At 59.3% G+C, this 21,961-nt stretch carries 8 protein-coding genes; all 8 read left to right on the top strand.

Features of this window, described 5'->3' with window-relative positions; translation table 11 throughout:
- The first annotated feature begins 75 nt into the window (after positions 1–75).
- On the top strand, positions 76–3,543 hold the full coding sequence (locus tag ACIPZF_RS19575; RefSeq protein WP_400802239.1) for a response regulator: 3,468 nt from the start codon (positions 76–78) through the stop codon (positions 3,541–3,543).
- Positions 3,540–4,361, top strand: a complete 822-nt coding sequence (locus ACIPZF_RS19580; RefSeq protein ID WP_400802241.1) for a CheR family methyltransferase — start codon at positions 3,540–3,542, stop codon at positions 4,359–4,361. The genes ACIPZF_RS19575 and ACIPZF_RS19580 overlap by 4 nt, the downstream gene beginning before the upstream one ends.
- Positions 4,358–4,933, top strand: coding sequence for a chemotaxis protein CheB (locus ACIPZF_RS19585; RefSeq protein WP_400802243.1), 576 nt, complete (start codon positions 4,358–4,360; stop codon positions 4,931–4,933). Before ACIPZF_RS19580 ends, ACIPZF_RS19585 begins: the two co-directional genes overlap by 4 nt.
- Positions 4,927–6,153, top strand: coding sequence for an ATP-binding protein (locus ACIPZF_RS19590; RefSeq protein WP_400802245.1), 1,227 nt, complete (start codon positions 4,927–4,929; stop codon positions 6,151–6,153). The genes ACIPZF_RS19585 and ACIPZF_RS19590 overlap by 7 nt, the downstream gene beginning before the upstream one ends.
- A gap of 47 nt (positions 6,154–6,200) precedes the next feature.
- Positions 6,201–6,578, top strand: a complete 378-nt coding sequence (locus tag ACIPZF_RS19595) for a response regulator (protein WP_400802246.1) — start codon at positions 6,201–6,203, stop codon at positions 6,576–6,578.
- Positions 6,579–6,891: 313 nt separating this feature from the next.
- Positions 6,892–14,460: a neuraminidase-like domain-containing protein gene (locus ACIPZF_RS19600; protein ID WP_400802248.1), complete on the top strand. Its 7,569-nt coding sequence runs from the start codon at positions 6,892–6,894 to the stop codon at positions 14,458–14,460.
- A gap of 99 nt (positions 14,461–14,559) precedes the next feature.
- Positions 14,560–18,900 carry a SpvB/TcaC N-terminal domain-containing protein gene (locus tag ACIPZF_RS19605; RefSeq protein WP_400802250.1) on the top strand — a complete coding sequence of 1,447 codons (4,341 nt, stop codon included), beginning with the start codon at positions 14,560–14,562 and terminating at the stop codon, positions 18,898–18,900.
- 81 nt (positions 18,901–18,981) lie between these two features.
- Positions 18,982–21,876, top strand: a complete 2,895-nt coding sequence (locus tag ACIPZF_RS19610; RefSeq protein WP_400802252.1) for an RHS repeat-associated core domain-containing protein — start codon at positions 18,982–18,984, stop codon at positions 21,874–21,876.
- Positions 21,877–21,961 lie beyond the last annotated feature (85 nt).

A 21,961-nucleotide genomic window follows, 5' to 3' on the forward strand; every position in this document is an offset into this window, starting at 1 on the left:
TGAGCGCGGCGGCAAGCACCAGAGGCATTATCCGCCACACCGTTCAATGGACTTTTTTCGCTCGGGCGTCTTCACATGATTCAAGCAGCCTCGATGGACCAGCAAAGCTTCCGCAAGCTGTTGAGCCGCAATATTGGCCTGCCCCTGGGGGTTGGTTTGCTCGGTGCCGTGGCCTTTGTCGCGGTGATCAATTACCTGCTGTCGGCCATGCAATGGGTCGAGCACACCGATCGGGTGATCAGCAATGCCAACGAAGCGGTCAAGCTTTCGATCGACATGGAAACCGGCATGCGCGGGTTCCTGATCACCGGTGACGAGCGCTTCCTCGACCCCTACGAGGTGGCCAAGCCCAAGATTCAAGGCAGCCTGAGCAGCTTGCGCGGCATGGTCGAGGACAACCCGCAGCAGGTCGACCGCATCGACCGGCTGATGGCCCTGCAGCAGGCCTGGAACGAGTTCGGCAACGAGATGATTACCCAGCGCCGTACCGGCGGTGATTATCGCGCCTCGGTCGGCAATGGCCGCGGCAAGCGCATCACCGACGAGATCCGCAAAGAGTTCGAGGGGTTGATCGCGACTGAACAGCAATTGCGCATGGCCCGTAATGAGAAGGTCAGCACGGTCACCGTCACCGCAATCACCGCCTTCGTCCTGCTCATCGTCGGCCTCAGCGCCCTGCTGGCCTACCTGGGGCGCCGTGACCTGCTGGCCCTGTCGGGCAGTTACGACGACAACCTCAAGGCCCAGCAGCGCTCGGCCGAACGCCTCGAACACCAGGCCTGGCTGCGCAACGGCCAGACGCAACTGGCCGAGCAGGTATTGGGCCAGCTGACCCTGCCAATGCTGGGCGACAACATTCTGCGATTCTTCGCCGGCTATCTGGGCAGCGTGGTCGGTGCCTTGTACGTGCGCGATGGGCATGGGCGCCTGGTGCGAGTGGCCAGCTACGGTCTGGATGCCGAAGAGCAAGCGCGCGAGCAGGTACTGGCAGCCCACGATGGCCTGTTGGCACAGGCGGTGCGGGAGGGCCGGCTGCTGCGCCTGGACGACTTGCCCGAGGATTACTACCGCCTGAGCTCCGGCCTGGGCAGCGGCCTTCCGCGCAGCGCCCTGTTGATGCCGGCCAGCGACGACGGCCAGATCAACGGCGTCATCGAACTGGGCTTCCTGCGCCCGCTGCAGGAGCGTGACGACGAGCTGATGGAGCGGGTCGGCGGCAACCTCGGCATGTCCATCGAAAGTGCCCGCTACCGCCAGCGCCTGCAGGAAGTGCTGGCCGAGACCCAGCAGCTCAATGAAGAACTGCAGGTCCAGCAGGAAGAGCTCAAGACCGCCAACGAAGAGCTCGAAGAACAATCGCGCGTGCTCAAGGAGTCTCAGGCCCACCTGGAAACCCAGCAGGCGGAGCTGGAGCAGACCAACGAGCAGTTGTCCGAGCGCACCGACGCTCTGGACCGCAAGAACGACGAACTGAGCCAGGCCCAGGAAGAGTTGCAGGCCCGCGCCGACGACTTGCAGCGTTCGAGCAAGTACAAGTCCGAATTCCTCGCCAACATGTCCCACGAGCTGCGTACGCCGCTCAACAGCTCGCTGATCCTGGCCAAGCTGCTGGCCGAGAACGGCGAGGGCAACCTCAGTGGCGAACAGGTGAAGTTCGCCGAATCCATCTACTCGGCCGGCAATGACCTGCTGAACCTGATCAATGATATCCTCGACATCGCCAAGGTCGAGGCCGGCAAACTTGAAGTGCGCCCTGAAACCACTCAGCTGGAGCGCCTGGTCGAAGGCCTGCGCGGCATGTTCCTGCCGTTGGCCGAGCACAAAGGGCTGGCCTTCGAGGTCAAGCTCGAGCCTCAGGTACCGGTCACGCTGTTCACCGATCGCCAGCGCCTGGAGCAGATTCTCAAGAACCTGCTGTCCAACGCCATCAAGTTCACCGATCACGGCCAGGTGAGCCTCGATATCAGCTACCAGGCTGGCACGGGAATCGTCTTCGCCGTCCGCGATTCGGGCATCGGCATCGCCGCCGACCAGCAACAGGCGATCTTCGGCGCCTTCCACCAGGTCGACGGCAGCAGCAACCGCCGCTACGGCGGCACCGGCCTTGGCCTGTCGATTTCCCGCGATCTGGCGCACTTGCTCGGCGGGCAGATCAGCGTCGACAGCAGCCCGGGGCAGGGCAGTGTGTTCAGCCTGATCGTTCCGCAGCGCTACCAGGCCGAGGCCGATGAAGTCGAGCCCCTGACCCTGCGCCCGGCGGTCGACAGCCTGCCGCCAGCACCCCAGATGGCCACGGCCGTGGCACCGAAATTGCCGGCACCGGCGTTCACCGACGACCGTGAGCGGGCGCCGTTCGACAACCGTTGCATTCTGGTGATCGAGGATGAGCCGAACTTCGCCCGCATCCTCTTCGACCTGGCCCACGAGCTGGGCTACAGCTGCCTGGTGGCCCAGGGCGCCGATGAAGGCTTTGCGCTGGCGGCACAGTTCATCCCCGATGCGATTCTGCTGGACATGCGCCTGCCCGACCATTCCGGCCTCACCGTGTTGCAGCGCCTGAAGGAGCTTGCCGCCACCCGGCATATCCCGGTGCATATCATTTCGGTAGAGGACCGCGTCGAGGCGGCCATGCACATGGGCGCAGTGGGCTATGCGGTCAAGCCGACCAGCCGCGAAGAGCTCAAGGAAGTGTTCGGTCGCCTGGAAGCCAAGCTGACGCAGAAGCTCAAGCACATCCTGTTGGTGGAAGATGACGACCTGCAGCGCGAGAGCATCGCCCGCCTGATCGGCGACGACGATGTCGAGATCACCGCCGTGGCCATGGCCCAGGATGCGCTGGCGCTGTTGCGCGAGAACATCTACGACTGCATGATCATCGACCTCAAGCTGCCCGACATGCTCGGCAACGAGCTGCTCAAGCGCATGACCGCCGAAGATATCCGCTCTTTCCCGCCGGTGATCGTTTACACCGGGCGCAACCTCACCCGCGAAGAAGAAGCCGACCTGCTCAAGTATTCGCGCTCGATCATCATCAAGGGCGCCCGCTCGCCGGAACGCCTGCTCGACGAAGTGACGCTGTTTCTGCACAAAGTCGAATCGCAGCTGTCCCATGAGCGCCAGCGCATGCTCAAGACGGCGCGCAGCCGCGACAAGGTGTTCGAGGGCCGCAAGATTCTGCTGGTGGACGACGATGTGCGTAATATCTTCGCCCTCACCAGTGCCCTGGAGCACAAGGGCGCCATCGTCGAGATCGGCCGCAACGGGCGTGAAGCCATCGAGCGCCTGGAGCAGCATGACGACATCGACCTGGTGCTGATGGATGTGATGATGCCGGAGATGGATGGCTTCGAGGCCACCCGCTTGATTCGCCAGCAAGCGCGCTGGCGCAAGCTGCCGATCATCGCCGTGACCGCCAAGGCGATGAAGGATGACCAGCAGCGCTGTCTGCAGGCTGGCGCCAATGATTACCTGGCCAAACCGATCGACCTGGACCGCCTGTTCTCGTTGATCCGCGTGTGGCTGCCGCAACTGGAGCGAATTTGACTAGCGAGCGCAACACCGACATCGAGATTCGGCTGCTGATCGAGGCCATCTACCTCAAGTACAGCTACGATTTTCGCAATTATTCCGGCGCTTCGATCAAGCGCCGGATCCTCCATGCCCTGCGCCAGTTCGACTGCATGACCGTGTCGGCCTTGCAGGAACGGGTGCTGCACGACCCGGGCATGTTCATGCAGTTGCTGCAGTTCCTGACCATCCCGGTCAGCGAGATGTTTCGCGACCCGAGCCACTTTCTTGCCCTGCGCAATGAGGTGGTGCCGTTGTTGCGCACCTGGCCGTCGATCAAGATCTGGATCGCCGGTTGCAGCACCGGTGAGGAGGTGTACTCGATGGCCATCCTGCTGCGCGAGGAAGGCCTGCTCGACCGCACCATCATCTACGCCACCGACATCAATCCGCGCTCGCTGGACAAAGCCAAGCAGGGTATCTACTCGATGCAGAGCATGCGCGAGTACGAAGAAAACTACCGCCTGGCCGGTGGTCGACGCGATTTTACCGAGTACTACACGGCCGCCTATGGCAACGCCATCATGGACAGCAGCTTGCGCGACAACGTGACGTTCGCCGACCACAGCCTGGCCACCGACAGCGTGTTTTCCGAAACCCAGTTGGTGTCGTGCCGCAATGTGCTGATCTACTTCAACAAAGACTTGCAAGACAGGGCCTTCGGCCTGTTCCACGAGTCGTTGTGCCACCGCGGCTTCCTGGTGCTGGGCAGCAAGGAATCGGTGGATTTCTCGGCGTACAGCGACTGTTTCGAGCCACTGGTCAAACCTGAACGGATTTTCCGTAAATCATGAACGGCGTTCGCGCGGTGGTGATCGGTGCCTCGGCGGGCGGCGTGCAAGCATTGTTTCAGGTGCTCGGCGGTTTGCCGCCGGCGTTCGTCACGCCGGTACTGTGCGTGCTGCACCTGCCGGATGATCGCCACAGTCATCTCGCCGAAGTGCTGCAGCGGCGTCTGCTCCGGCCAGTGCGAGAGGCCCGCGACAAAGAAACCATCGCTTGCGGGCAGATCTACGTGGCAACGCCGGGCTATCACTTGTCGATCGAGCACGATTTCAGCTTGTCCTTGAGCCAGGAGGAACCGGTGCATTTCTCCCGCCCGGCGATCGATTTCCTGTTCATCTCGGCGGCCGATGCCTACGCTGACAGCCTGCTCGGCATCCTGCTGACCGGCGCCAACGAAGACGGCGCCAAAGGCCTTGCCTACATCAAGAACAGCGGCGGCCGGACCGTGGTCCAGGACCCCCGCGACGCCCAGGTGGCGCTGATGCCGGAGGCCGCTCTGGCCCTGCACCAGCCCGACCATATTCTTACTCTGAGCGGTATTGGGCAGTTGCTCGCTACCCTGGAAACCAGCGCATGCTAAGCCATACCCCCGCCAAACTGCTGATCGTCGACGACCTGCCGGAAAACCTGCTGGCCCTCGACGCCCTGATCCAGGGCGAAGACCGCCAGGTGCACCAGGCCCAGTCTGCCGAAGCTGCATTGTCGTTGTTGCTGGAGCACGAGTTCGCCCTGGCCATCCTCGACGTGCAGATGCCGGGCATGAACGGCTTCGAGTTGGCGGAGCTGATGCGCGGCACGGAAAAGACCCGCAATATCCCCATCGTCTTCGTCACCGCTGCCGGGCGCGAGATGAACTACGCCTTCAAAGGCTACGAAAGCGGAGCGGTGGACTTCCTGCACAAGCCCCTGGATACCCTGGCGGTGAAGAGCAAGGTCTCGGTGTTCGTCGACCTTTACCGCCAGCGCAAGGTCCTCGACCGCCAGTTGCAGGCGTTGGAGCGCAGCCGCCAGGAGCAGGAACTGTTGCTGACCCAACTCCAGGTGGCGCGCGGCGAGCTGGAGCATGCGGTGCGCATGCGCGATGACTTCATGTCGATCGTCTCGCACGAGGTGCGCACGCCGCTCAATGGCCTGATCCTGGAAACCCAGCTGCGCAAGATGCACCTGACCCGTGGCAACCTCGACGCCTTCAGCGTTGACAAGTTGCAGGCCATGGTCGAGCGCGACGAACGGCAGATCAACAGCTTGATTCGGTTGATCGAGGACATGCTCGATGTTTCGCGTATCCGCACCGGCAAGTTGTCGTTGCGGCCAAAGCTGTTCGACCTGGGCCAGCTGGTGCGGGGCCTGGTGGAGAGCTTCACGGCCCAGGCCACGGCGCTGGACACCCACATCGACCTGCAGCGTTGTGAGGCTCTACAAGGTGAGTGGGATGAATTCCGGATTGAACAAGTGGTGGCCAACCTGTTGTCCAATGCCTTGCGCTATGGCGAGCGCCAGCCCGTTGCGGTGCGCGTATTCGAACAGGGCGGCATGGCCTGGGTGCAGGTCGAAGACCACGGCATCGGCATCAGCAACGCCAACCAGAAAAGGATCTTCCAGCAGTTCGAGCGCGTGGCCACGCAACAGGCCAGTGGTGGATTGGGCTTGGGCCTGTATATCTCGGAGCAGATCGTCGAGGCCCACGGCGGGCAGATCCAGGTCGATAGCGAAGAAGGCAAGGGCGCTACGTTCAGCCTGCAATTACCGCTGACGCGGTTGACAGAACAAAACGACCAGGAGCGGGCAACCTCTGCCTGAGCCTGGGGTCAGATGGCCAACTGTATGAATTTCAAGGCGTTGTTGTCATGAGTGAAGATGCACAAGATGTGGTTTTGGTGGTCGAGGATGAACCGGCGATTCGCATGATCCTGCGTGACTACCTGGCAGGCGAGGGCTACCACGTGTTGGTGGCCGAAGATGGGGAACAGGCGTTCGCGATCCTGGCGAGCAAGCCGCACCTGGATTTGATGGTTACCGATTTTCGCTTGCCTGGTGGCATTTCCGGGGTGGAGATTGCCGAGCCGGCGGTGAAATTGCGACCAGATTTGAAGGTGATTTTCATCAGCGGGTATCCCGCAGAGATCCTCGAATCGGGAAGCCCTATTGCGCGCAAGGCGCCGATCCTGGCCAAGCCGTTCGATCTGGACACGTTGCACCAGAAGATTCAGACCCTCCTGCGCTGAATCTCGCGACTGTGGGAGCCCCTTTATCAGGGCGCTGCCACAGTTTCGTTACGCTACCCGCCTCTTCATATCCATCATCATGCAGAGCTTTACGGTTTTGTACCTACTTGTCGTTGACGAATAACATGCCGGGTTTGGATTAACCCTACACAGGCTTATTCAGGGGTATGTATTTCCCTGTTGGCGCGATTTACCAATCCTTCAATGATGCCCCCAGAGGTTCGCTACAAACGAACGGGGGGCGTCATTTTTTATGGCTGCTTACCTTGGTTGAACTCACCGCATGAGTTCTTGGTTGTTACGAGGTGTTGTCATGGCTGAGCAGTATTCTGAACAACTCGATTCCTTGCTTGCTGGTAAAGGCGAGGAGTATTTGCTGCAAATCGGCGAGCTGTCGATCGACGAACTGCACGAGCAACTGGACAGTGAGCTGGATGCACACGTTGTCGAGCAATTGCACGAAGAAATAGGCGGGGCCTGTAACAAACAATTGATTGCAAAGAAAGACGCCATCATTCAAGCGTCTCCACTGCTGCCAGCTGCACTGCGCCCCGTAGCAGAGGCCCCTGCGGAAATGGGCACCTTCGCATCTCCCGCGCACTGGCACCGCAAAGACGACCAACGCTTCAGCGCTCCAGGCCAGGTATCTTCGATGTTTTCGCCTGCCGCCTACGTTGTCGAGCTTTACCGTCAGGCGAAGACGTTGTATCCAGAGAACAGCCAATGGCACATCGATCAGCGCCGTCCAGACTTGAAGCGACTGCTGTTGAGTCAGGAGAACCTTGATACCCCGCTCAGCGCTTTGAGCCTGTCGAATGAGATCACGCTCAACAGCGTACGTGCGACGCTTAACGCTTCCAACGGAACAAAGCTCAACAACGATGGCGTACGCGACACACTCTCTACCGACGTGGGTACCGGTGGCACGCCCTACCATTTTCATCACAATCGACTGTGTCTGGCTTTTGCTCGCAACGATCCCGATTTTTCGCACCTGCTGGCGGCGACGCAGTTTGCCTATCACATGGAAGACGCTGCGCTTGCGTGCTTTCATTACGATATCCCGCCGGCACTTCGTGCGCTTTTGACAGACGAGATCAATGAAACCAACGAGGAGGATAAATTCGCCCAGTATTTTCCGGGCGTGACGCCAGAATCGATGCTGCAGCCATCGAACTTGCGCAGTTGGTTCAATGTGTCGGACGCAGAATTGCAAGTTTTCATGGGTACGTTGGACACTGCTGAGTATCAACAGAGCAGGCTCACGACACGCGTCGACGAGAAAGTCGTCCAGGTGACCGTCGGCGGCCCGACCCAGTATATTAATTATGTCCGATTATATCCGTTGGCAGGTAACCGTTGGCAGTTGGCGTTCAATCTTAAAGTTTGGAATGTTGACTATTTTCGCGTCCGCTTGCCACAGACTGTCGTGATACGTCCAAGTGCCTTCGGTCTCTCGGAATTTGTACCTAATACCGAGTATCGCCATACTTTTGAGTGGGAGAATGTACCAGCAACTCATGAGTATGAGGTTTACTGGCAGAAGGCCAGAAACGTTGGAGGCGGAGGCCTTACTCAAAAATTCACGATGACCTACGCGCATGCTTCGCTCAGCGGCTATTTGCTGAAGCTCAATAAGATCATTCGCCTGCATAAGGTCACCGGGCTCTCAAACCAGGCTTTGCAGCACCTCATACAAAGCGTCGATCCCAGTCGGATTACCGACGAGACGCTGGCAATCATCTTCATGGCCGCTCAGTGTGTCAGGCGTTACGGTATGGACCATCAGGAAGCGGTGGTCATGGTTAAAGGACAGATTTCCCAAGCGGTCTTTGGCGCAGAGAAAAGCCAGTTCGAGCGCCTTTTCAATGATCCACCGTTGCTCAGCGGGGGATTGAAGCTCACCGATGTTCGGATATTGCTTCATCCCGACCACGCCAAACAGCATGAGCAGATCAAGGTATCTCTCAAGCGTGCCTATCGTACTGATGATGAGGGGTTGTATGAGCTGGGTCGGATCTTCAGCCTGGCTACATCTGACGACCCCGAGAAGTCGTTGAAATCTGTCGGTATCAAACTAAACCTTTCCGACCTGTCCGCACTGTATACCTTGAGCCTGTGGGCGCGGTATCACGGCTTGGCCCCCGGCGAGTTGCGCATGCTGATGCAGATCATGGGTGAACGGCGCGCAATGCAAGGAGAAGAGGCCAGTAAATGGCGGCAATGGTTGAAACGCCTGCGCAGCACTAGTGACTGGATGAAGGCGCGCGACTGGAGCGTACATGAACTGCTTTTGATGACCCGTGACCACCACGGCATACCGGCCAGTACCGAAATCGACAACCTGCTTGATGAAATTCGAGTCACCTTGAGTGGCGCCCAGCCTTCAGAACAGAGCACCGAGCAGAATTGGGTCAGTCTGCTCTCACCGTTGATAGCCTCGACGTTCAATCTCGGTAGTGACACCTTGGCGCAGGCCTTGTTGAATTGGGCGGATCTGGCACAGCCAGGTGGTTTGACGCTCCTGCAGGCTTGTGACGATGTCCGCGCGACCGACCGGTCAGCGGCATATGGGGATGGCGTCGTAGCCTTCGCCTACGGTCTTGCACAGATGGCTCTGATCGCTCATGCATCAGGCGTGACAGGCGATGCGTTACAACTGTTCGTGAAACAACCAAAGCTGTTGTCGACCAGCGCCGATGAAAATGCCAGCCCCGTTTTGCCGCGGGATATTTGCACCGTCATCCACCTTTGCGATTTTACTACGTGGCTCTCGACGGTTCCCGACCCCGCTGGCACGGGCGGTGCTTTGATAGGGACGCTCGGCGAAGGCCTTTCGTTCGCTCAGCTTGCGATGACCTCAGGTTTTACCGAGGAGGCACTGAGGCAGGCCGCCAAGCATGCGTATGTCAAAGGACACTTGCTTAAGGAGGATAAGGTAGGCAGTTGGCAAGAGATCCAAGTGCTGCTGCAGTGGGCGACACTGGCCAATGTCTACAATGTGACGCCGAATACACTTGCTGAACTGCTGGCTCCTGCCGCTGACTGGGACAGCTGGCGCCGGTTGGCAGACGCCTTCAATGCCGGCCTTGCGCCATCTGACGTAAGGCAGGTGCATGCCGCCACCGAGCGTCCGCTCAGCCTGGCGCTCACCGGCATGATGGGCAAGCTGCTCAACCACACAGTGCAATCCTTGAATGAACGTCTGCTGATTGATGTGCTGAACTCCGAGCACGTGACCACCAGTCGCATTGCCGAAGCGACGGTGGCCTTGCAGCAGTTCATTCACCGCAATCTTGCTGATCCGGAAGATTCTGGCGCGATGCGATATGCAGTTCTGAGTCGCCCGTTCTTCCGTGACTGGGCGCGTTGGAATACCACCTATGCCACCTGGGCGGCAGGGCGGATGTTGATGTACTACCCGGAGAACTACATCGATCCGACCATTCGCCTGGGTCAGACCCAGGCGATGGACAACATGCTGCAGGCGCTGGGGCAGGCTCAGATCAACGAGGATACGGTGGGCGATGCCTTTCACGGCTACCTCAGTGCGTTCGAGGAGGTCGCCAACCTCGAGATCCTCAGTGCCTACCACGATAGCCGCGACGCCAACCTGGGCAAATGCTGGTTTGTCGGCCGCAGCCGCGGCGAGCCTCATTATTACTGGTGGCGCACTGTGGACGAAACCAAGCGCGCAGCGAATGGTGTGCTACCCGCCAATGCCTGGACGGCTTGGACGAAGATTGAGTTGGCGCCGAACGTTCACGGCCGTTTGATACGGCCAGTGGTGTTCCGTAGTCGCCTGCATCTGGGTTGGGTCGAGTACGAAGAACAGGTGATAAGCCGCAATTCCGAAGGTACGCCAAGCAGAACGGAAAAACGCTTGTCGTTCAAACTTGCGTGGCGGCGCTTCGATGGCAACTGGAGTGTGCCCATCAGCTACCCGCTGGCTGTCGACCTCTCCCCTGATAGAACGGTGGACGATCTCTCCCTGTTCTTCTGCGCGAGGGCAGGGCGCAATGGGTTGCTTGTGGGCATGTATCGTCGCAGCGATGCTGTCGCGCAGGAAATCATCCCTTCCTCGGGCTTGCACATTCGTGAAGACCTCAGCAGCGAGCCGTTGAAGATTTTCAACCCGTTGCTGCGGCATGTTCGACACTGGTTGGATACTCCGCACCACACAGGCGTTTGCGCGATCTTCGAAGCGCCTGGGGTGCCTCATACAGAGCATCACCTGGAAATGGTTGCCGACCAACCCATTCCAAACGGCTTCAACACATTTGACGGTCGTCTCATGTTCGCCACGGCCAGGGAACATGAAGAGAACGGAGACACCACTTACCGTCTGCAACTGCGTACCGAATTATCAGTATCCGCAAAGCGCCCAGCCATCGAAAACAAGTGGGCAGCGATATTGATTCGAGATTACCCGACACTCCGTTTGCAGACCCAGTCCGTACCCGCATTGCTACGTACTGAGCACGGGGCCTTTATAGTGTGCAAAGAAGGCAGTGATTATTGGGCTTATCTATGTATCACCTCCTCGCGCATGAAAAATTATTTCAAAAACGCGAACGATCACTCTTTAGTGTGGGACGGGGCGCCTGGCGCATCGAGTTCGGCCTGGGGAAAAGCGTCGGGCGGAATAGACGCATACGTGGGACGCTACAAGATAACCAATGGCGATGCATCGCCGGTGTTATACAACGTAAATTTCGGAAGGCAGCGCGAAACCCTGGACACATCCTCGCTGGTATCGTTGCTCGACTACGAGAAAGGGCGTCCGGAAGATTCAATCTCTATTTCAGACTATCAAAACGTAGTGGCGGACAGCGTACCTTACACAGCCATAAATTGCCGCATTTACCGCGCTAATAACTCAAGACCTATTTCCCTCAGGCCCACTACAACCGATCCCTTGGACAGAGGTGTAGGCACGGTACAGTTCATCGGAAATGTCGCTGTAGGTGATACAAGCGAGTGGATCCGTGGAAAAAACTATGCCCTGCATCGAGTCGAATTCGATGTCGCTGGCGCCACCCGCACTTATACCCTAAAGGTTTACAAGGATGTCGACACACTTAAAACTGCCATTATCGGTACCTCCGGTGAAGACGCGCAATACATGGCGCACAGAGGACAAGTCACTCGCCTCAATACACTGTTCGCACGGGAGTTGACGGAAAAAGCTGCACGGGGCATCGGCGCCATTCTGACCTATGACACCCAGCGTCTAGCCGAGCCGGAAATAGGGGTTCAGGTACGTCTTACCCTGCCAGTCTACGATAAGCATCGTCATGGTGACGGTCGCTGGGCCAAGGTCTGGTTGCGGTTGGGAGCCAACAAGCTTTTGCTTTGGCAGGATCAGCTAAGTAATACCGCGCACGTGCAGGCCAATGTGGTGTTCGACCGAACCCAAGGCTATAGGGGGACACATAACTTCCACTTGGAAACCCAATACAGCAAGATTCATAACACGTTGGAGAATAACGGCAGCATCATCTTCACTAGCAAGGATAGCGAGACGCTGTCAATCCTACGAGACTCCGACGTACATACCGATGGCGTCAAGCTGTCAAAGCATAATGTGCATAAGGTGGAGATCGTAAGCAGTAGCACGTCCGAAGTTATGGACTTCACAGGCGCCAATGCGTTGTATTTTTGGGAACTATTCTATTTTTCGCCGATGATGGTGATGCAGCGCTTCATGCAGGAAGAACGTTTTGACGTCGCCGAACACTGGCTGAAGTACATCCACAACCCGGTAGGCTACGTCCAGTCTGTCAGTGCCGCGCCCGGTGTGTGGAACGTGCGTCCGCTAGAGGAAAGCAGTAGTTGGAACACCGAGCCGTTGCAATCCCTTGACCCGGACGCCGTGGCCCAGAACAACCCGTTTCACTACAAGATGAATGTTCTCATGCGCCTGCTGGACATCTATATAGGCCGCGGTGATGCGGCTTACCGCAAGCTGCAACGGGACACCCTCAGCGAAGCCAAGGTCTGGTACCAGAGCGCCCTGAAGCTACTGGGTGCTGCGCCGTGGACCCCCAGCGCCAGCAATGAAGTCGAACCCTTCCTGGGTCAGGCAGAAGCTTCCGGCGGCAGTCATTTCTTGCCAGAGGTCAATCGGACAATGCTCGGTTACTGGGAAGGGCTGGGCATCCGTCAGTTCAACTTGCGTCATAACCTGACCATCGATGGCCAGCCACTGAGCCTGGCGCTGTACTCGACACCCGCCGACCCTAAAGCGCTGCTGGCGGCGGCAGTGGCCGCAGAGGCTGGTAGTGAGCGCGAGCTGCCAGTGATCAGCGACGTGCCAGCGCTGCGCTTTAACGTATTGCTCGACGGGGCCCGCAACATGGCCGCCCATCTCATACAGTTCGGTAACACGATGCAAGGTATTCTCGAGCGCCAGGATGCCGAGGCTTTGGCCGGTCTGCTGGTGAGCCAGGGTGCGGAACTTGCCGACAACAACGTGCTGCTTTTGAGGCAGACACTCAGTGAGCTGGCTGCCGAACGCAGGACACTGGAGTGCTCGCTGGCGGCAGCGACGGCCAGTCATGATCATTACCTGAAGTTGTACGAAGACAACGTCTCTGCGAGGGAAACTAAGGCACTGAATTTGAGAACCGCTTCGGAAATAGCAGCTGCGGCTGAGCCATTCTTCATGGGCGCATCAGCCGTCGTTGCCGCGTTTCCCAAGGTCTTTGGCACGTCAAATGGTGGCGCTAATCCGGAAGAAGCTTTGAAGGCGGTGGCCTACGGCTTTGCTACGACGTCGAAGGGGTTGGGCATCGCTGCTTCGAGAATTAGCCAAGAGGAAGCCTATGCACGCCGACGTGCTGACTGGAAGTTCCACTACGAGTCGGCGCACAGGCAGATGGAAACCGTGCGCGCGCAACTCGATGCGTTGACCGTGCGTGAAACCTCAGCGCAGATGCACGTTGCGCACTTGCAGACCCAAGCCGCGCATGCGCAGGCTCAACTCGCCCTGTATCAGGGCAAATTTACCGGCAAGGCCATGTACAGTTGGGTGCGTGCGCGTCTGGCAAGTATTTTCTACACCTACTACGACCTTACGGTATCGCGCTGCCTGATGGCGCAAAAGGCCTTGCAATGGGAGAAAGGCGACTCCACTACCTACCTGCGTACTGGCACCTGGAACAGCGCTTGGGCGGGACTGTTGTGTGGCGAAGGGTTGATGCTGGCGCTGGGGCAGATGGAAACGGCATGGGTCAAGTGGCAGAAACGCGAACTGGAGGTTACCCGCACAGTCTCGATGGCCAAGCTCTTCGAGGGCAAGCTCTTCGAGTTGAAGCTCGCCAAGGACGAGCACATCAAAGATAAGCTCATCGAACAGCGCAATAACGTCAAATTTAGCGATGCGATCAAGGTGACACTGAAGGCGGGCACGGTGGAGGTCGACGAAACGCTTCCATCCGCCAAATTGGCATTGGCGGCGAGCGGCACGCTGTCGATCGATTTCTCCCTGAAGTCCTTGAACCTGGCGGCAGGCTTCGAGACCGCAGACTCGCGGCGCATCCGTAGCATTGCTGTGACGATGCCAGCGCTGCTGGGCCCCTACCAGGATGTGCATGCTCGTTTGCGGACCAATGCCCGGGGCCTGCCCGCCGGCTGTGAACAGAGCGATATCTCTCATGCTGTTCACGACAATGGCTTGTTCAGTCAACTCAACGGCTACCCGCTGGCGCGTCAGGGAGCGCAGTTGCTTCCATTCGAAGGGCTGCACATTGCCAAGGCGAACGATGACGATGACCAAACGCTGATGACCTTGACTTTCATCAATGCCAATGGCGAGCAGCGGGCACTGCTGGAGCGGCTGAGCGACATCATCCTGCACGTGCAATTCACCGTTCGTTGAGTGCTCGCAGCGAAGGCACCCAGGTGCCTTCGCTGCGAGGCTTGATCTTCCAGTTCTTGACCTTGCGCTTGCGCGTAGGGGTCGTGAAGGAGTCATGTCATGATCGATATGTCTGCCGCGCCTGCGAGTGCCGGCGGTAATGCTGTATTCAATCCACCCACATTGCCCAAGGGCGGCGGCACGGTGTCTGCTGGCGGTGGCATGTTGTCTACGGGCAGCGCCGATGGCGCTGCGGGGTGGACGCTGCCATTGCCATTGCCGGTCGGGCGGGAGCTTTCCCCATCCTTGAGCCTGACCTACCGATCCTCAGGGGGCAACGGTGCATTCGGTGCCGGTTGGCACTGTGCACCACCTGCGATCCGCCGCATGGACCGCCTGGGGGTCCCCCGCTACAGCAGCAGTGACCGTTGGCTGGGCCCCGACGGAGAAGAACTTCTGCTCGATAACGCTACCCCGCGACAGGTCGCCAGCTTGCCGTTTTCCGATGTGCCAGCCGCACATGTGCTGACTGCCTGGGTCCCACGCAATGGCGGTCGGGATGAACGCATAGAGCATTGGCGTGCAGTCGCCAGCCTTGAATCGCCGGGCTTCTGGCTGCAGTACCATGATGATGGCGGCATTACCCTGTTTGGCTGGTCGGCCGCCGCTCGCCTGGCCGAACCAGGCGCTCCGTCGCATGTTGCATGTTGGTATGCCGAGGAGACTGTCAGCGCTACAGGTGAACACATCATCTACCACTACCAGAGCGAAGATCAGGCCGGTTGCGATGCGCATGAACGTGCCATGCATCCGCACGTGGCCAACAACTACCTGATTGCCGTCTATGCCATGAACGCCATCCCGCGCTTGGGGCTCTTGATACCCGAAAAGGCATTTCGCGCAGACGATTTCATGACGGTGATGCAGCTGGATTACGGTGAGCGTGGTGGGCATATAACCACAGCGCCAGCTTTCGAGGTGCGGGCGCCATGGTCAGTACGTCAGGACTGCTTTTCTTACTGGCGCTGGGGTTTCGACTGTCGTGTTCGACGTCTCTGTCACGATGTGCTGCTTTGGCATCGCACGCGAATGATGGAGGGTGAGGCGGACCCACGTCCCGAACTGGTCTCCCGCCTGCACCTCGAATATGACCCTTCGGGTGTCGCCTCGGTGCTGGTGGCAGCGCGACAGGTCAGCTATGCAGCGGATGGCGCAGCACAGTTACAGCCTCCGGTGGAGTTTGAACCGATTCGTCCTGGGTGCGAGCGGCCAGGCTGGGAACTACTGCCCGACCTTGATGGCTTCAGTGCGCCGCATTGGCAACTGGCCGATTTGCATGGCGAAGGGTTGCCGGGTCTGCTTTACCAAGATACGGGGGCCTGGTGGTATCGCGCGCCGCAGCGAAACAGCGATGCAGGTGGCGAGGCTGTGAGCTGGGGGGTGGCGCAGCCATTGCCGGATGCGCCCCTGCCAGGTACGGGCGTGTTGGCTGATCTGGACGGAGACGGCATGCCGCACTGGTTGCTCAATCTACCTGGACTACGTGGCAGCTTCACGCGTTCGACAGATGGCGATTGGCGTGATTTCATCGCGGCCGATGCAATGCCAAGTGAGCTGGCCCACGCTGCTGCGCAACTGGTTGATTCGAGCGGTGGCGGGCTGCTGGATCTGGTCATGATCGGGCCGCGTAGCGTGCGCCTGTCGTGCCGAGTGCGGGGGGTGGGCTGGGAGCCAGCAAAGGACATCCATGCGCGTTCCACTCTGCCCCTGCCGGGCGGCGAGCACCGGCTTGTGGCTTTTGCCGACTTGGCAGGTACGGGCTTGCAGCAATGGGTCGAGGTGACCGCCGACGGTGTCACCTATTGGCCAATGCTCGGCTATGGGCGCTTTGCCCATCCCGTAAGCATGCCGGGTTTTGCCGTGGAGCAGTTCAACGCTTCGAGTGTACTCCTCGGCGATACGGATGGCAGCGGCACCACCGATCTGCTCTACATGGAACACGACCGCATACGTGTCTTTGTCAGCCAGAACGGCAATACCTTTGTCGAAAGCGCTTCCATAACTCCCCCCGCAGGACTGGTGCTGGATAGGACCTGCAAAGTCCAGATGGTCGATTTGCGCGGCCAGGGTACAGCAGAGCTGGTCGTGAGCGTTCAACATCCAATGCCGCGCAGCTGGGTGTACCGCTTCAATGATCGACGCCCGTGGTTGCTCGCGCAGGTGTGTACCAATACCGGTGGCCGCACCCTGTTCGACTACCGCAGTTCAGCGCAATGCTGGCTGGATGAAAAGCTCGAGCTGGAGCGCCAGGGACGTGTGGCGGTCAGCCGTTTGCCTTTTCCTGTGCATACCGTTTCCCAAGTGACCTCGATAAACGATATCAGTGGTCTGTGCATGGTCAGCGGCCTGCAATACCGGGGCGCTGTGTGGGACCCCGAGGAGCGCGAATTTCGCGGATTCATGCATCTGCTGCAGACCGATACACTGAGTGACGCCCAGGGTACCGCCGCCGAGCGATCACCCCCGGCGCAGGAGCGGCGCTGGTTCCTCAGCGGGCTGGAGGAGCCCGACAGCTTTGCCCCACAGGGGTTCGCCAGACCACGCAGTGCAGAGTTGGATTTCGCTTTGCAGCCCGTGCGCTTCACCCGTCTTGAAGGCGATCGCGATGTACCCTATGTACCCGAGGGTGCTGCCCGGCGGTGGTTGTTTCGGGCCTTGAGAGGAGCTCAGGTGCGCAGCGAAACCTACGGCCTGGACGGTGACGTACGCGCCGATGTGCCCTACAAGATTGTCCGCGAACGCTGGCAGGTACGTGTCTACGAGACGGCGCATGCACAAAGGCCGGCAGCCCTGGTCACGGCAATCGAGACATTGGTTTTCACTACCGAACGCATCGCCGAAGATCCGGTCATCACCCAGTCGGTAGTGCTGGCTCAGGACACGCACGGCCATGTACTTCAGCGCGCGCAGGTACATTATCCGCGGCGGGCCGCCGTCTGGCCCTCACCCTATCCCGATACTCTGCCCCAAGGGCTTGAGGCTGACGCCCGTGACCCTCAACAGGATACCTTGTGGCTGGAGCTGTGGCGCCATCGGATACACCATATGGAAGACGGCCACGATCACCGCTGCGGTCTGCTCGAAGCGACCCGCAGCGATATCCTGGTGGTGCCCGCCGATGTGGTGCCGGATCACGGATTCTCTGTCGAGACTCTGCTGGCACCGGGCAGCCCGCTGCAAGAACTGGGTGATGCCACGCTGACGGGTTATGAGCGCATGCAGTGGTGTGATGCGCAAAACCGGCTCACCCCGCAGCCGACCCGCGACGCGCTGGTGGCTTACCGGGAAGTTGCCGTGCTCGATCACGCTACGCTGACCACCCTGGAGGCTCGGCTCGCGCCCCAGGAGCTGGCGCATTGGCAGGCCAACGCTGGTTATCACTGGGTTACCCTGGCAGATGATGACCAACAGGTTCTCGTAAGCCGCCAGGAGCTGGCGAGTTATCAGGGGGCGCACCTGTTCAATCGTCTTGCCACGCTACGGCGCCATGAGCAAGTTGGCGCGCTTCAGATCGAGTGGAGTCCTCACGCTGTGAGGGTGAGCAAGTTGACCGATGGAGCCGGCCTGGAAACCACGCTGCAACATGACTGGCGTTTCCTGACACCCGTGGTGTTGACCGATGCCAACGACAATGTTCACCAGGTACGTCTGGATGCCTTTGGGCAGGTGACACAAAGCAGTTTTCACGGTACCGAACTTGGCCGCCTGGCTGGTTATCGCAGCGACCATGCATTCACGCTGCCGGCAAAGATGGAAGCCATCCTCGCTCTCAGAGGTGGCGACGTTCCAGTCGCCACGGCGCATCGCGTGGTAACCGACAGCTGGATGCCACGCGCGCCAGACCAGCAAGGGCTCCCTCTGGCACCCCCAATGGGCGAACTTGCGCTGCGCCGCTTGGCCAAGGCCAACAACCTGCCTGCCGTTGATTATCTCCAAGGACGCGAACCGCCCCATATCATCAGCCTACAGACCGATCGTTACGACGGCGACCCCGCGCAACAGCTGCGCGTCAGCGTGACGTACAGCGACGGCGCTGGTCGCCTGCTGCAAACCTCCGTGCTGAGTACGCCCGGTGATGCCCTGGTGCGAAACGCCCAGGGCAGTCTCGAGCGTGATGCCACGGGGGCAGCGTTGATCCTGCCTGCCCAGCGGCGTTGGGCTATCACCGGGAAAACCGAATACGACAACAAAGGTCAGCCGGTTCGCACATGGTTGCCTTACTACCTCAATGATTGGCGCCACGTAGACGATGACAGCGCCCGTAGCGGGATTTACGCAGATACCCACCTGTACGACGCCCTTGGGCGTGTTCACCGCGTGTTGACTGCGTCAGGTTGGCAGCGGCAAACCCAGTATTACCCCTGGTTCACAGTTGCAGAAGACGAGAACGACATGGCCTGACCGCATCGTTCGTGGCGAACGTAGCCGACGCATGTCAGATCAGCCAACACATTGCACAACGTCAAGCACAGGAGGCACGTGATGCCTGCTTCTAACGACAACGCGCTCCATCGCAATACACCCACTGTCACGGTAACGGACAATCGTGGCCTGGTCACTCGGGTAATCCGCTATCACCGTCACCCCGATACGCCGTCACAAACGCATACTCGGATAACGCGCCAGCGTCATGACGCCAGAGGCTTCATCAATCAGAGCAGCGACCCGCGCCTGCATGACGGCGGTAGGGCCAACTTCACCTGCCTCAACGACCTGGCCGGTAGACAGCTGTGCACGCACAGTGTCGATGCTGGCGTGTCGATCAACCTCAGCGACAGTGCCGGGCGACCCTTTTTGGCAGTGACCCGAATCGCGCTCGATGCGCATGCCGGTTACGATCGCAATGACGCGATCACCCGTCTATGGCACTACGAAAACGCCGACTTGCCTGGACGCCTGCTGGGCCATAGCGAGCAGGTCAATGATCAAACGCCTTGCCGGCTGGAACGGCTGGTCTACGCCGGAAACAGTTCGGCGGAAAAAGCGCATAATCTGGCAGGCCAAGCGTACCTGCACTATCACACAGCCGGATTGCAGAGCACCCAGAGCTTCAGCTTGACTGGCGTACCCCTTTCGACCACGCAACGCTTGATGGCTGCGGCCGACAACCCGCAGGCCAGAACCGATTGGGACAGCGAACAGCCCGAACGATGGGAGGCTCAACTTCAGCCACTCGCTGAGGCCAACCAGACACTCAGCACGGTGGATGCTACCGGCCAATTGCTGACCTTACGCGATGCTGCCGGGCATCAGCGCCGTCAGGCCTATGATGTATCGGGCCAACTCATCCGTAGTTGGTTGACCCTGGCGGGTGGGCGCGAGCAGGTTATCGTCGACGGCCTGAGCTATTCGGCCGCCGGAAAAAAATTGCGTGAGGTGCATGGCAATGGCCTGGTCACTCTCTATGACTATCACCCACGCACCCAGCGCCTGGCGACGCTACGCACCGAGCGGCCAACAGGCCATGCGCTTGGCGTCAAACTGCTGCAGGACCTGCGCTATGCCTACGATCGTGTCGGCAACGTCGTCGGTGTGCGCGACAAAGCCGCGCAAACCCGCTTCTGGCGTAACCAGGAAGTCGAACCGCACAGTACCTTCGTTTATGACAGCTTGTACCAATTGGTCAGCGCCACTGGCCGCGAGATGGCCAATGCCGGCCAGCAGGGCGTCAAGCTGCCTGTTCTGGCGAACCTGGACAACGTCACCTACACCCGATACAGCCGCACGTATAATTATGATTCGGCTGGCAACCTGATCCGCATCCGTCACCAAGCGCCTGCCAGCAACCATGGCTACACCATCGACATCACGGTCAGCGACCGCAGCAATCGTGCTGTGCAGAGCACACTTACCCGCGATCCAGCTGCCGTCGAAGCTTTGTTCAACGCCAGTGGGCAGCAAACTACTTTATCGCCGGGCCAGCAGCTGACCTGGACCCCCTGCGGTGCACTACACACCGTTACCCCGGTGGCGCGCGAGGTAGCGGCGGACGACAGCGAACACTATCGCTATGACATCGCTAACCAGCGCCAGCTCAAAGTCAGCACCCGCATGACCGCAAGCAGCTTGCGCACTCAACGTGTGCAGTACCTGCCAGGCTTGGAGCTGCGTAGCGTCTTGCAGGACGACATGCCGACCCAAATGCTGCAGGTGGTGAACGTGGAGAGTGAAGGGCATGCACAGGTACGCGCTTTGCACTGGGTTGCAGGCAAGCCGCCGGCGTTGCCTGACGACCAACTACGTTACAGCTATGCCGACCCATTTGGCAGCGGTTGCCTGGAGATCGACGGCAGTGGCGCCGTCATCAGTCAGGAAAGTTACTATCCGTATGGGGGCACTGCGGTATGGGCGGCGACTTCCGAAGTACAGGGGCGTTACAAGTTCATTCGTTATTCAGGCAAAGAGCGCGATGCCACCGGGCTTTACTATTATGGCCACCGCTATTACCAGCCTTGGCTGGGCCGTTGGTTGAGCGCAGACCCGGCTGGCACGATAGATGGTTTGAACGTGTTCTCGATGGTAAACAACAACCCCATGACAATGCGCGACGAGCAGGGCTTGATGCTCAAAAGCGTGGCTAACTTCTTAGGTTTCGGTACACGGGAACCCCAGGCGACAGAGGCGACACAGGCGACACAGGCGGCGGATTCAAGCGAAGGTCGGCATGACGTCTCTCCACCGCCGTCACCGAGCCCAGGTCCCAGCAGAGACAGCGCCGTCGGTCCGCCTACCGCAGACCTGAATTCCGGTGATGTCACGGCCACAAACGGAAAAAGTTCGACCGAAAAGAACCGCTTACGCAACCAGAAACGCAAGGCAGCGAAGGCCCTCGAGCGGGAGATTAAAGCAGACCTCATTCAAACGGTAGAACGCACGCCGAAACCAAAAAAAATGCCAGCTGCACCCACTCGGGAATACGGCACTCGGACAAGCAACGTTCAGGTTTATGAAAGGCTGCAGTCAGGCCTGCCCACTGACAGAAAAGGCGCGCCGGACCAAATTCTGGCCATTGGCCAACGACCAAGCGAGACAAACCGACAAGAAATAATTTTCCTGGAAAGAGGCAATGGCGAGCAGGGTTTCAAGCACATAACGGGGCGGCACCGTGCTGAATTCAATGAGATGGGGATTGAGACGGACAACGCGATCCGCGACTTGGTAATGACGGCTTTGGTCCAAGGCACCATCGTGGGCATTCAAGGTAAAACTGCGGGTAGGCCCGGGCGGCCGATTTATGAGGTTGCTTTCCAGGGCAGAACTCATAACGTCGCCGTGCAACTCATGGACAATAACAGCGTGCTGGGTGCCAATCCTAAACACTCTGTCAGCGCCAGAGAGAAAGCGGCATTGAAACCTGCACCCATTTTGCGTCAATAGTGCGGCGACCGTTTCCTTGGCACCCCTGCGCCTGAACGCAGTAAGGCTGATACGCCTCCATAACATGAGTGCGTATCAGCCTGGC

The sequence above is a fragment of the Pseudomonas sp. NPDC089752 genome, assembly GCF_044748725.1.
GTDB lineage: Bacteria > Pseudomonadota > Gammaproteobacteria > Pseudomonadales > Pseudomonadaceae > Aquipseudomonas.